The organism is Algoriphagus sp. (assembly GCF_030694375.1).
In the GTDB taxonomy this organism is placed as follows: Bacteria; Bacteroidota; Bacteroidia; order Cytophagales; family Cyclobacteriaceae; genus Algoriphagus.
The window spans coordinates 24,275-37,671 of record NZ_JAUXYL010000023.1; the positions used below are offsets into that span (position 1 = coordinate 24,275).

The 13,397-nt window shown below is 40.1% G+C and carries 12 protein-coding genes; 11 read left to right on the forward strand and 1 reads right to left on the reverse strand.

All coding sequences use genetic code 11. The features are described 5' to 3' along the window. Nucleotides 1–473: 473 nt before the first annotated feature. The 10 genes from Q8M62_RS07935 (at nucleotide 474) to Q8M62_RS07980 (ending at nucleotide 12,496) form a co-directional block, all read left to right on the forward strand. On the forward strand, nucleotides 474–1,304 hold the full coding sequence (locus Q8M62_RS07935; protein WP_304900709.1) for a sensor histidine kinase: 831 nt from the start codon (nucleotides 474–476) through the stop codon (nucleotides 1,302–1,304). Nucleotides 1,305–1,306: 2 nt separating this feature from the next. Beyond that, nucleotides 1,307–2,050 carry a LytTR family DNA-binding domain-containing protein gene (locus Q8M62_RS07940; RefSeq protein ID WP_304900708.1) on the forward strand — a complete coding sequence of 248 codons (744 nt, stop codon included), beginning with the start codon at nucleotides 1,307–1,309 and terminating at the stop codon, nucleotides 2,048–2,050. 345 nt (nucleotides 2,051–2,395) lie between these two features. After that, nucleotides 2,396–2,758: a four helix bundle protein gene (locus Q8M62_RS07945; RefSeq protein ID WP_304900707.1), complete on the forward strand. Its 363-nt coding sequence runs from the start codon at nucleotides 2,396–2,398 to the stop codon at nucleotides 2,756–2,758. Nucleotides 2,759–3,403: 645 nt separating this feature from the next. Continuing rightward, nucleotides 3,404–4,135: a hypothetical protein gene (locus Q8M62_RS07950; protein ID WP_304900706.1), complete on the forward strand. Its 732-nt coding sequence runs from the start codon at nucleotides 3,404–3,406 to the stop codon at nucleotides 4,133–4,135. Between the two features lie 11 nt (nucleotides 4,136–4,146). Next, nucleotides 4,147–4,791 (forward strand): hypothetical protein, encoded by a 645-nt coding sequence (locus Q8M62_RS07955; RefSeq protein WP_304900705.1) that lies wholly within the window; start codon nucleotides 4,147–4,149, stop codon nucleotides 4,789–4,791. Nucleotides 4,792–5,032: 241 nt separating this feature from the next. Next, nucleotides 5,033–6,169, forward strand: coding sequence for a hypothetical protein (locus Q8M62_RS07960; RefSeq protein WP_304900704.1), 1,137 nt, complete (start codon nucleotides 5,033–5,035; stop codon nucleotides 6,167–6,169). A 219-nt stretch (nucleotides 6,170–6,388) separates the two neighbouring features. Continuing rightward, the gene (locus Q8M62_RS07965) at nucleotides 6,389–7,396 is read left to right on the forward strand and encodes a delta-60 repeat domain-containing protein (protein ID WP_304900703.1); all 1,008 of its coding nucleotides are present in this window, start codon (nucleotides 6,389–6,391) and stop codon (nucleotides 7,394–7,396) included. Nucleotides 7,397–7,475: 79 nt separating this feature from the next. Further along, nucleotides 7,476–11,054, forward strand: coding sequence for a T9SS type A sorting domain-containing protein (locus Q8M62_RS07970; RefSeq protein ID WP_305668073.1), 3,579 nt, complete (start codon nucleotides 7,476–7,478; stop codon nucleotides 11,052–11,054). Between the two features lie 371 nt (nucleotides 11,055–11,425). Further along, on the forward strand, nucleotides 11,426–11,725 hold the full coding sequence (locus tag Q8M62_RS21555) for a VOC family protein (protein WP_371134629.1): 300 nt from the start codon (nucleotides 11,426–11,428) through the stop codon (nucleotides 11,723–11,725). 489 nt (nucleotides 11,726–12,214) lie between these two features. Next, nucleotides 12,215–12,496 carry a GNAT family N-acetyltransferase gene (locus Q8M62_RS07980; RefSeq protein ID WP_304900701.1) on the forward strand — a complete coding sequence of 94 codons (282 nt, stop codon included), beginning with the start codon at nucleotides 12,215–12,217 and terminating at the stop codon, nucleotides 12,494–12,496. Here Q8M62_RS07980 and Q8M62_RS07985 read toward each other — a convergent pair. After that, nucleotides 12,493–12,744: a hypothetical protein gene (locus Q8M62_RS07985; protein WP_304900700.1), complete on the reverse strand. Its 252-nt coding sequence runs from the start codon at nucleotides 12,742–12,744 to the stop codon at nucleotides 12,493–12,495. The genes Q8M62_RS07980 and Q8M62_RS07985 overlap by 4 nt on opposite strands. A gap of 26 nt (nucleotides 12,745–12,770) precedes the next feature. Here Q8M62_RS07985 and Q8M62_RS07990 point away from each other — a divergent pair, with 26 nt between their 5' ends. Beyond that, on the forward strand, nucleotides 12,771–13,178 hold the full coding sequence (locus Q8M62_RS07990) for a GNAT family N-acetyltransferase (protein ID WP_304900699.1): 408 nt from the start codon (nucleotides 12,771–12,773) through the stop codon (nucleotides 13,176–13,178). Nucleotides 13,179–13,397 lie beyond the last annotated feature (219 nt).

Consider the following 13,397-nt stretch of genomic DNA (forward strand, 5'->3'; position numbering starts at 1 on the left):
GGTATCAAGTACCAAGTACCAAGTATTGTCATTAATAATTTCAAACCGGAATCAAAAAATAAGACTTTTATACCCATTCTCCCCCCTTAAGGGGGTCGTGGGGTACATCCGACAATCAGTCATCCAGCCTCCCAGCTTCCTTGCTTCCTTACTTCTCAACAATGACAACCTTTTAAACATCCCTCATCAGTCATCCAGCATTCAACAATTTTTTCATATTATTCTTTGAGTAGTTTCATTCGATATTAGAAAAACCATATCTTAATTATGTAATCTGTATATCCGCTTTCTTACCAGTAGCCATAGGAAATAAGGCTAGAAGTCCGATGAGACGAGCTGTGGACTGTGGACGGTCGTCTGTCGACGATTATCCGCTTTTTGCAATTTCAATTTTAGCAAACTGGTAGAATTGCGGATAATCATATTATGTAATTAACCAGCCCGTTTTCCATCACTCTTTTTTTTAGTTTTTAATGTACCTGAATTCATTGATTTTATTTCAGTTTAATAGGGTTTTAGCCTTTGCATCGGCTACAGATTCGAATGGAGATACTATCCAAATGGCCATTTTGCTTGGACTTATACCCGTAGTTCTGGCATTTTCTTTTATCATTTTTGTGATTTATCGCTCCCGAAGGGAATCGGATTTCCGAAAAAGAGAAACCGAGCTTAGGCTCTCCAAAGCGGAAGGGGAACTCAAAGCCCTCCGTGCACAAATCAATCCTCACTTCATCTTCAATTGCCTCAATTCTATCCATCATTTTATACAGTCCCATGAACCCAATCAGGCGGGTGATTACCTAATTAAGTTTTCCCAGTTGATCCGGTATGTGCTGGAAAGTTCCGCCAAACAGTGGGTTAGCCTTCAGGAAGAATTGGAGGCCAATCGAATCTACCTGGACCTCGAAAAACTTCGAACAGGCAATGCATTCACTTATGGATTCACTTTGTCGGAAGAGCTACAGGCAGAGGAGATTTCTATTCCGCCAATGATGATTCAGCCCTTTTTGGAAAATGCTGTTTGGCATGGGCTGAAGGAATCAGGTGTGATTGAAGTGTTGTTTTCTATGGAAAATGAAAATCATCTGCGAATCCGAATAAAAGACAATGGAAATGGTCATTCTGAAAAGTCCGATATCGACCTGTCCCGAATAGTCAAAAAGAGCTCCATGGGACTCAACCTGATGGAAGATCGATTTCGCACACTTAACGAACTTCGGGGTTCAAAAGCCGGATTCTATTTCAGTGAGCATACCTCGGAAGGAAAAGAAGTGATCGTAATTATACCTTTTGATAAAGATTGATAATGGCCTATAGAGTATTGATTGTAGAAGACGATGCCCATGCCCGGGAAAACCTGATCCGTCTGATTCAGGGTGTTTCGGATTTGGATCTTGTAGGTATGGCAACCATGATCGGGGAGGCAGATCAGCTGTGTAAAAGTTTAAAGCCGGATCTGGTCTTTTGCGACGTGATGCTTCCACCGGATACAAGTTTTGACTGGCTGATGAAGCTGGAAAAGATCCCTTTCGAACTCATCTTCATTACCTCATTTGAGGAGTTTGCGGTAAAGGCCTTTCGCTTGGCGGCGGTGGATTACCTGATCAAGCCCATCGCACAGGAGGAATTCAACTTGGCTTTGGAGCGTTTTCGCTCCCGCAGGGAAAAAAGCACCGATCAGATTCAGTCACTGCTCAAGAACCTGAGCCTGCCGCGTGAACATGCGAAAATAGCCCTTCCAACCTTGAATGGGTACCTTTTTGTACAGATCAAAGACATCCTGCGCTGCGAATCGGATAATACCTACACCACCTTTTTCACAGCCGACAAACGCAAAATCCTGGTTTCCCGCACACTCAAGGATGTGGAGCAAATGCTGGAAGAGTACCGATTCTTCCGTGTGCACAATTCTCACCTGATCAATCTGGACTATGTCGCCGAATACTTCAAAGGCGAAGGAGGGCAGGTGAAGCTGACCGACGGTGCGGTAATCGATGTTTCGAGAAGGAGGAAAGAGGAGTTTTTGAATTTGTTGAGGAAAGGGCAATGAGCAATGGACAATTATCAATGATCAATTATCAATGATCAATTACCAATGAGCAATGATCAATGGACAATGAGCAATTATCAATGAGCAATTATCAATGAGCAATGATCAATTATCAATGAGCAATGATCAATGGACAATGAGCAATGAGCAATTTCCAATGTTCAAAAGTTATGATATTTGAAAATTGACCATTGAGTTTGATCATTGAGTTTGAAAATTGGTCATTGAACATTCAGTCGGGTTTGAAAATTGTCCCGAAAGTTATCGGGATGAGTTTGAAAATTGATCATTGAATTTGGTCATTGAGTTTGATAATTGAATTTGAAAATTGATAATTCACACGGTATGGAAAAGAGATATGACCTAGAAGAGCGGTTGGTTCGATTTGCAGGAGAAAGTATCAAGTTCTGTAGTACTCTTGGGAGCAGCTTTGCTGAAAACCATCTGAAAGGACAATTGATTCGGTCAGCAACAGGGGCTTGTTTGAATTACGGAGAAGCACAAGGAGCGGAAAGCAAAAAGGATTTTATTCATAAAAATGGAATTGTGTTGAAAGAACTGAAAGAGTCACGATCTACTTTGAAGATTTTAATTTATTCTGACTTAGGCGATGCCCTGAGTAGATCTCAATTGCTTCAAGAAAGCGAGGAGCTGTGTGCAATTTTCGGTAGAATCATAACTAGTGCAAGAAAAAGCCTGGAGCAATGAGGTCAAAGATCAATTTCCAATTATCAATTGCCAATGATCAATGAGCAATTTCCAATGTTCAAAAGTTATGATACTTGAAAATTGACCATTGAGTTTGATCATTGATCATTGAATAGGTTACTTGAATATTGTCCCGATAGGTACGGGATGAATTTGATCATTGACCATTGAATGGGTTACTTGATAATTGTCCCGAAAGTTATCGGGATGAGTTTGAAAATTGATAATTGAATATTGATCCACCAGATCCGGTTCAAACGGAACCGAAATCAAAGTCTTTCCAACCAAAATCTGGTTTTTACTTAGAAAAATTAGCTGAGGTATTGATCTTCAGTAATGTTTTTGGCAAAGGCAGATGAACAGGGTGATCATCGGCTTGGCCTGACCGACGAACCAACCGGAGAAGACTTTTGATCAGGGGTGATTAAGCAAAAGATCCGGCGGTATTTTTTGCGTCATTATTCCCAAAAGATCAAAAGCCTGCCCAGAAGTATTTCCGGGACGGAAGAAAGAAGATTACAAAGGGTCAAACCGCGTCAAATGAATTCAACGTTTGAGATTAGCCTTTGGCAAATTCCCCCTTTTTAAGGGGGCTAGGGGGATTTCATTTCAATCGACATTTAAAAAATTATAAAAAAAAATCATATGCCAATAGAAGAAAAAGCAACCAAACCAATAGGTTACGAAAAAGCAGCTATCTACTTATCAAATCTTATTAAGTCTGAGTCCAGTTTTGGATTTATTAATTATTCGGGGGGAACTTTTAATCTTCGAAAATTCAAAGACTGGGATGGGCAAGGAATTGTGTTCTCGGGAATTATGTGTTGGTTCTGTAAGGATGATAGGTCAAACATCTTTATTGCCATAGAACCCCGGTTTAATTTTGAATACGATGAAAATTCACTCCACAAAGTGAAACCTGAAAGTGAATACCTTTTTATTCCACCTCAACTATTGGATAAGAGTATTTTAGCTGGCAGTAATCTTCAAGAAGGTGAGTTGGAGAGGAGATTGCGCGGTTTTAGGAAGCCGATGGTCAAACCCAATAAAAAGGCAAAAAACCGAGATGTTGTCTCATGGGTAAATAATTTTAGAAGTGACTCTAATTTCAAGGAATTAAGTAGTTACGGGTTTACCTATTTTATAAATAATGGAAAAACTAAAGATGGATCGGAAAGATCCTTTATTTCAGAATTTCTTATACAGAATCAAATCCAATTTGTAAGGTACTTTTTCGGATTAGACACTGATTTGAAAACCGATAAATTAAGGTTGATTCTGGTCCCGGTAGATTTCTCCGGAAAGAATATTGAACCCGCCGGAAATCGATTAGATAATGAAAGCCTCCTCCAGTACTCCTGGCCACCAAGTACTTAAATTGAATTATTTTGACACCAGTTCAACTCCAGACATTTTCTTCTCTAGCGATTTGGATACCCTTACTTTTCGCGCTGGTTAAGCTAAAAACAGGCGACATCAAATTTCGCCTGTTTTTTGTATTTCTGTTATTTGGAGCTTTGGTGGATGGGTTTGGGTTGATTATCTATTATTTTCTGCCACATGATTTATTCAATTATCACGGAATTTTTCAGCTCTTTTACCTCTGGTTTGAAGCCCTGTTCTTTGTCTGGATTTGCTTTTATTTTTTGGATTTCAGTAAAAAGAATCGATGGAGGAACACCCTTTTTTTGGTGTTTTCAGCGCTGTACTTTTCTCAATTTGTTTTGAAAATAATCTATTCCGATACCAACACCACCCTCATTGCCATTACCAATTCCTTTTTTCTGGTAACCACTTCATTTCTTTCAGCCTTTGCATTGCTTCGGATTGCTGAGAATAGGGAGGAAATCCTGCGATATGCCTGGTTTTGGATTCTATCTGGAATATTCTTCTACTCCCTGGGCAGTTTTTTTGTGGACATCTTGTCCTACACGGCCTTCGAAAAAAGCATCTGGTCCATCCGCATCTTCGCTAATATCATTCAGTATGGATTTTTTGTGATGGGGCTTTTAAAAATGGACAATGAGCAATGAGCAATTTCCAATGAGCAATGAGCAATTTTCAAGGGCTAGGTTACTTGATAATTGAACATTGAGTTTGATAATTGATAATTGACAAAGAAGAATTTTCGCCGAATTCTAGTTGAGATTGACCGAAATCACTTTTAGATTTAACAGTTACTACTTGTAAATCTTGCAGTTAAATTCCGAGTACTAAATTGAATTTGAAATTCTTAATTAATTACAAATATTCAAATTTTGGTCTCTCATAAAAATGAAAACAATCTACTTCTTGGCAATTTTTCTAGGAACTTCTCTTTCAGTTTTTGCCCAGTTCCCAACATTTTATCCTACTTATAAGAATGATTACACTCTTAAAAAGAATGAGGAGTTTGTGACTGAAAAACTAAAAGCCGCTGCCATCTCTTTGCTTGACTCAATTGGTAAGGATTCCCTCTCCTTTCATGTGCGATCTGCTCCGGATATGGTAGGCGTCTTGAAAAGAATGAATGATAGGTTAAAGTTAAAGGTTGATTCGCTGGAGTTAGAAGTGAAATCTGCTTACATAAATAAGATCCCAACTGTCGAAGAAGTTAAAGAAGTTGTAAATTGGAAGGAAGCTATTTTAAAAAACACTAACGAGATCGATAAAAATAATATCCTTATAGATTATTTTGGTTCGATTAATAGTTTTTTAGGCAAGCCCGTGATGGCTACGAGATTTTTTCCTGTAAAAAACAGAAACCAAGGTGATTTCTTTTACAATAATGTAACCTCATCGGGTGTTTCAACACTCAACAGTTTTGTCATTCAGGCTTCTGGGAATGGCGGGGTAGCAAACACAGAAATTGTAAGCGGCAGAATTTCAGCTCTTAGAGTTTCTTTTTCTTCTGTAATACAAGGTGGGGGAGATTCCTCCGATAGCTTAGAAGTAAATACTAAGCTTTTTAATGGTGGAGGCATTACAAATCTTCATCTTGAATATCCTTTTTTTTATTATAACAGACAAAATGTCCTATTTTACTCTGCCTTTAAACCAGGCTTTGTAGCAGATCTTCCTGTTTTCGGTTCACAACTTGAGAGAGACGCTTTCTCAGGATATGCTGATCTAGCTATGGAGTTTTTAACTGAAATTAGAACTGATGGAGGGGAATTCAGTTTATTTGCTAATTTTAAAGGAAGTTACATTACAGGCACTCCCACTTTTTATTCAACCTTAAAGGCTCCTGATACAGATTTAGAATCAAAAAAGGTTGATAAGCCATTCTGGATTTCCCAAGTTTATGTCGGGATTTCTGTTTCCAAGCAGTTTCGGGTTTCGGCTAATATACCCATCGCCACAACTCGCCAAATCGCGCTGCCTGATAAAATTCAAATAGGAATACAAATATTAACGAATTCAAATAAGTAACCGAATTTAAATAAAGTTGGGAAAAACAATTTGAATGACAATCCTGACGCATAGGTCACCGGATATCTAGCTTCGGACATCACTTCCAATTTCTCCCCCAAACCCACCGAATTCTAATTCCTTCTTCTTTAATACACTAAGTGCCTGCAAATTCAGCTTGCAGGCACTTTTTTGTATCGTGCTTATCAAATATTGTATTTCCAAATAAATTTCAAAGCTATGAAAAAAAGTATAATTAAGATTTTAATTTGGTTCTTGCCTCTTACTGCTTGGGCTCAAGATGCCGAAGAAACTGTAATCGTAGAACCAACATCAATTGGGCCTAATGGATTGGTATTATCACATTCTTTCTTAAGGGATTCTAAAATTCTGATTGCTGGAGAATTTACAACTTTTGATGGAATACCAGCAGGGAGGATAGCTCGGATTGATTCAGAAGGAGCCTTTGATCCGACTTTCAACTCAAAATCTGGAGCAAATGGATCTGTATTTTCTACAATTGTTCAGGATGATGGTAAAATTCTTATTTGCGGTGATTTCACCTCTTATAATGGAGTGGCGAAAAATAAAATTGCAAGATTAAATGATGACGGTAGTCTTGATGCTTCCTTCAATGAAGGTGAAGGGCCAGACAATTCTGTTTTGTCAATGGCAATATTACCAGATGAAAAAATTTTAATTGGGGGGAGTTTTGATTTTTTTAATGGAATTGAGAGAAAATACTTTGCAAGACTAAATTCTAATGGTAGCCTGGATAACACTTTTTATCCTGGTACGGGTGTAAATGATAAGGTCTACAACATTTCAGTACAACAGGATGGTAAGATATTGATAGGAGGAGACTTTACAAGTCATAATGGCGTATCAGTAAATAGAATAATTAGGCTTAATCAAGATGGGAGCTTAGATAATTCTTTTGATATAGGAACTGGTGCAGACAATTCGGTTAGGGCTATTGCTGTTCAAAGTGATGGTAAGATCCTGATTGCTGGTGACTTTTTGTCTTTTGATGGAAATAAGATCAATAGGATTGCCAGACTTGATAATGATGGCAGCATTGATACTTCCTTTAATTCAGGAGCTGGAGCAAACAACTCAATTTGGAATATTGTAATTGAGTCAGATGGTAAAATTTTGATTCATGGTTCATTTAGTACTTATAATGGATCGGATAAAAATAGCTTAGCAAAGCTAAATAATGATGGTAGCTTAGATACTTCATTTTAATTCAGTGACAAAAAAATATCAATATTATTTTTATTAATAATTTTAAAATAATAAATAAAATAATATAAATAATTGTTTTATGAAAAAGACATTACTCATTACTTTATTGATTTTATTTATCAATAATATACTCATTGCTCAAGAAGTAAGTGTTTTTGAGGTTTCCGGAAGTTATACTTGGGAAGTACCTGAAGGTGTGAATTCTATAAAAGTATATGCATGGGGTGGAGGAGGTGGCGGTGGAGCAGCTATTTATGAAAATACAAGAGGTGGAGGAGGAGCGGGTGGATCTATCACGGTTTCAACTGTTTCTGTACAGCCAGGCGAAGTTCTTCAAATAATAGTAGGCAATAGAGGGGTTGGAGGTTTTTCAGACGGAGGTAATGGAGGTAATACCACAATTAGTGGATCTTTTGGGACGATTTTAGCTTATGGAGGCGCAGGTGGAAAAAGAGGGTATAGGAATTCATGTCAAGTTGTTGTTGGCTCATATTGTTGTAGCAGTAGTAGTTGGGGAGGTTGTAGATCCTACTGCTCCATTTATAATACAGTTCCATGTGGAGGCGTTCAATATGGTTCCGCTGGAATTGCCACAGTAGGATTGACTTTTAATGGTGGTTCTGGAGGCAATGGTTCCGCTGGAATTAGTGGAGCCGGAGGAGGTAGTGCGGGCGATATGGGTTCTGGAGGGAATGCTAATTTTGGTACAGCTGGTATTGCAGGACTTGGAAATTACTCAGGGGCAAAAGGTGCTGATGGAAGATCAACTGCTGGATCAGGAATCCCCTCATCTGAAGTTGGGGGTGGAGGTTCCGGTGGTTTTGTTGGTCAACAAGGTTTTACTTCCTATGCAGGTGGTAGTGGGGGGCCTGGAAAATTGGTAATAGAGTTTATAAAAGATTGTACAGCTCCGGAATTTATTAAAGTACCTGATTCGACCAATGAGGAAACATTACCTGCTGCTCAATGTGAAAAGCAAATATTTTATGATATTCAAGTAGAAGAGGAAACAAATTTGTTTTTTGAATTTTCTGGTGCAACCGAATTAACAGGTAGTGGATCAGGAAGTGGAGAACTTTTTAAAGCGGGGATTACAAATGTTTTTATTAAGGCAATCAATTCTTGTGATGAGGAATCTACATTTAATTTTGAGATTAATCTTAAGGACAAAACTAGTCCGGTAATCACGACAAATCAGGATCAAAACCTGACAACCGAAGCAGGACTTTGCACTGCAAGCTTTGAAGCGACAGCAACGGCTAGCGACAATTGCTCAGTCGGAGCTCCGACAGGAGTACGAAGTGATGACAAGCCCTTGACCGACCCTTATCCGGTTGGCACAACGACGATCACTTGGACTGTGAGCGATGCCAATGGCAATCCAGCAGTACCGGTTGTTCAGACGATAAAAGTTACTGACAACCAAGCTCCGGTAATCATTACAAATCAGGATCAAAACCTGACAACCGAAGCAGGACTTTGCACTGCAAGCTTTGAAGCGACAGCAACGGCTACAGACAACTGCTCAGTTGGTGCTCCGACAGGAATTCGAAGCGACAACAAGCCGTTGGCCGATTCCTATCCGGTCGGCACAACGACGATCACTTGGACTGTGAACGATGCCAATGGCAATCCAGCAGTACCGGTTGTTCAGACCATTACTGTTACTGACAATCAGGCTCCGGTAATCACGACAAATCAGAATCAAAACCTGACAACCGAAGCAGGACTTTGCACTGCAAGCTTTGAAGCGACAGCTTCAGCTACAGACAACTGCTCAGTTGGTGCTCCGACAGGAATTCGTAGCGACAACAAGCCGTTGACCGATTCCTATCCGGTTGGAGTAACGACGATCACTTGGACTGTCTCTGATATCAATGGTAATCCAGCCACTCCGGTTGTTCAGACCATTACTGTTACTGACAGTCAGGCTCCTAGTTGGGAAACTGCATTGGGTGAGCTAGACAGAACAGTATTCTGCGGACAGGATCAACTGCTTTCAAGTGCCCAAAACCTGCAACCATTTGGTTTTGACAATTGCACTATAAAATCTATTCAAAAAACATCCGGAAATTTTGTATCCACCGGACTAAATGGGGCAGGAACATTCACCAATACTTGGATTGCTGAGGATTTAGCAGGAAATAAATCAACAGTTTTCAATCAAGTGATTACCATTCAGGGATTGGAAGTCGACGCTTCGGCCAGTGGTACCCCGGTTCCACTTAATTCAACAGCCACTCTAAGTGCTAAAGTAATTCCTGCTGTTGAAGGGATTTCAGTAAACTTCTATTTGGATGAAGAATTTAAAGGAAGCAAAGCAACAGATGAATTTGGAATTGCAACTTTAGATGTGACCGGACTCCCATTGAATGTGTATAAAGTAACAGCCGTAGTTGGAAGTGGTTGTGCAGAATCCATTGCATACCTGCCTGTCTATGATCCCAATGGAAACTTTGTAACCGGCGGTGGCTGGATTAATTCACCTGAAGGAGCACTTATTGGGACCACAACCGTCGGAAAAGCAAACTTTGGTTTTGTGTCCAAATACAAAAAAGGCTCCAACCAGGTAGATGGCAATACTGAATTCCAGTTCAACGCCGGAAACCTGAGCTTTAAATCAATCCTTCATGAGGCAGGTACTCTGGTCATTTCGGGTAAAAAAGCTACCTATAGAGGAGAAGGATCAATCAATGGTGTGTCCGGCTTCAAATTTACTTTGGTAGCCATTGACGGTCAGTGGAATGGTGGAACCAACCCCGATCAATTCCGAATAAAGATTTGGGGAAGTAATGGTGTCATCTATGACAATGGCTTGGGAGCGGATGAAAACTCTGAAGTTTCAACTGTCCTTGGTGGAGGTTCAATTGTGATTCATGAATCAAAAACCAAAGGCAATAAGCGTGTGTCAGCCGAACTGATTACCGTTCCTTGGAATACGCCTTTTGAAACCATCAGGAAAAAAGTGGATCAGATGAGCTCGACCTGGTTTGAAAGCAGAAAGCTTCTAATGACTTTGGATGCGGGAACCTACGATCCATTGACTCCAGGTTTGTATGAACTGAAAGCGAATTTGATCGACAATGAGTTCTTCGAATTGGATGAACCGATTGCTATTCAAGTTTTGGTTCAAGACAAACCAAAAGCCCTCGACATTAAGCTGAGCAATCAGAAGGTTGTGAAAAATGCTGGATCTGGAACTGTCATAGGAAGCCTCAATACCATCGATCCTGTGGACGATATCCACACCTACAGCATGGATCCAAATCCGGATTTGGAGATTCGAGGAAATCAACTGATCTGGAAGGGAACCAATACTCCAGCCGCACAAATGACCATTACTGTCTTCAGTACGGATCGGGCAGGTCAGACCATCAGCAAGGACATCGTACTAACCCGTGAAGTAGGACCGAATCAATTCATCTTGTATCCCAACCCTGCTCAAAACGAAACCAATATAATGGTCGATTTGGACGAGGGTGCCGAAGTTGAAATCCAAGTATTTGATGCCGTAGGCCGAATGGTAATCGAGGACACCATTTATCGGGAATCGACCTTCATTCAAACCTTAGACTTGAATGGTATGGCTCCGGGCATGTATATGGTGCAGGTCAAAATCGGATATATCATCATGACCGAACGACTGATTAAAAGGTAAGATTTTATGAAAACAATGCTTTGGATAGGAATAGCCTCCAGAATTTTTCTGGCGGCTATTTTTTTGACTTTTAAAATTTCATTCTAAAATTCAATTTGTAGATTGTTTGAACTTACATCAAAAGCATTCAAATGAAATCGAGCCTGCTTGAGGCAGACAGGCCTGCCTGAGGCAGACAGGCATGACTAAAAAGTCACACACTGGAATGATTATCAAACTTGCGAGATTCCCTGTCCGAATACAGGCGGGCATCTGACCAATAAAATCAAATTATAAACAGATGAAATCAAGCATGACGAGTACGTCTCACACTGGGATGATTATAATCCATGCGAGATTCCATCTGACAGATAAAAAACAATTATAAACAGATGAAAAAACGTGTCACCGGTATCGGCGGAATATTCTTCAAAGTCAAAGATCCCAATGCCACAAAGTCCTGGTATCAAAAACACTTGGGTTTGAATACCGACAACTATGGGACAGCTTTTGAATGGAGAAGCAGTGAAAATCCCGAACAAAAGGGCTTTTCCCAATGGTCTCCGATGAAGGAGGATACCACCTATTTCAAACCATCTGAAATCGAGCATGACGAGAACGTCACACACTGGCATGATTATCCACCATGCGAGATTCCATGTGACCGAAAAAAACAAATTATAAACACATGAAAAGGACTTTATGATCAACTACCGGGTGGAAAATCTGGTGGAATTGCTGGCAGAACTGAAATCGGAAGGTGTTACAATCTTAGACGAAATTGAAATACCCATGTCGAAAGAGCGACACACAGGAGCATGATTATCTGGGGGTATTCCATGTGGCCATTAAAAAACAAATTATAAACACATGAAACGGTCGAATACGGAAAGTTTGTTCACATTCTGGATCCGGATGGTCACAGCATCGAACTTTGGGAGCCGAATGATAATGTCTATGATAAGCTGACGGAAGGAAGAACGATTAGTTAAATAAGTACAAAGTACCATGTACGAAGTACCAAGTATCCTTTACAATAAACGATTAACCAATGAATCCTGAACTAATGAACATTGAACCCATCACGATTCACCGATTCAACAACGGTTGGTGAGCTCGTCGAACCATTCGTCAATTCAACCCTAAACCCTGAACAAATCAACCCTTAACTCCCTAACACCATGGAAATCAAACATGAATTTGACGGTCGAAAAGGTTCATTTTTTGTAGAGGAAGGAGCCAAGCGTATTGCCGAAATGGTCTATGTAATGGCTGGCACAAAGAAAATGATCATCGAACACACCGAAGTGGATGAAAGCCTGAAGGGGCAGGGGGTCGGTGTCAAATTATTGGAAGCACTGGTCGAATTTGTCCGAAAGGAAGAGATCAAAGTAATTCCCCTTTGCCCTTTTGCAAAAGCCACGTTCAGGAAGCGGAAAGACTTGCAGGACGTACTGAATTAATCAAAAAACAAATAGGCTAGAATAATGGCTGTCAATCCTACGAGTCCAAGGATAATTAGGCTTTGATTTTTAAGCCGTGATTTCCGCATATTCCGGTGTAAAATAGCCTCGGAGAGAGCCTTGGGATCCGCATTTTTTCCGTCTCTGGAAATTCCTTCTGCCTCGGATTTTTGACGGATTTTCCCCAACTTATGGTTGTCCTTAAATGACTGGCTGCTATCCCTGCTAAATCCAATTCCTCCGGTCATAATCTTGGTTTCTATTTCTCAAAATAATGATTTCGTTCCAGGTAGAAAAGAATTTAAGTCTTGAAGAATACATTTTCATTCTCAATGACTCTGGTTTGGGGAAACGACGCCCCATGCATGATTCCGATCATTTGCGCCGAATGATAGAAGGTTCAAACCTCCTCGTCACTGCGCGAGAAAAAAATCAATTGGTCGGTGTCCTTCGAGGCCTTTCTGACTTTTGCTATCGTTGCTTTATTGCAGATTTGGCTGTTGCCAAAGCGTATCAGGGAAAAGGTATCGGTAGGGAAATCCTTCAATTCACCCGGAGCTTAGCCCCCGATGCCCGATTGATACTGTTTGCGGCTGAGGATGCAGAACCCTTTTATCAAAAACTGGGCTTCAAACTCCATGAGCACTGCTATCAATTGAAGCCTGAAGATTTACTTGGGTGATGCATCCAATCTTAAAGCATAATAAAACACCTTACCACAGCCTCATTTTCCACGACAGCACTCTTCTTTTGGATAATCCTTTATCATGAATCCCGAGCGAGGTTAATTTGAGCACATTCCATTTTTCAATGACCTATCTTCTTGCCATCTAATAAACTTAGGTTGATTTTTGGGCCTTCGATAATTTCAATATTTAGAATATCGTGAATTGGTAAATGA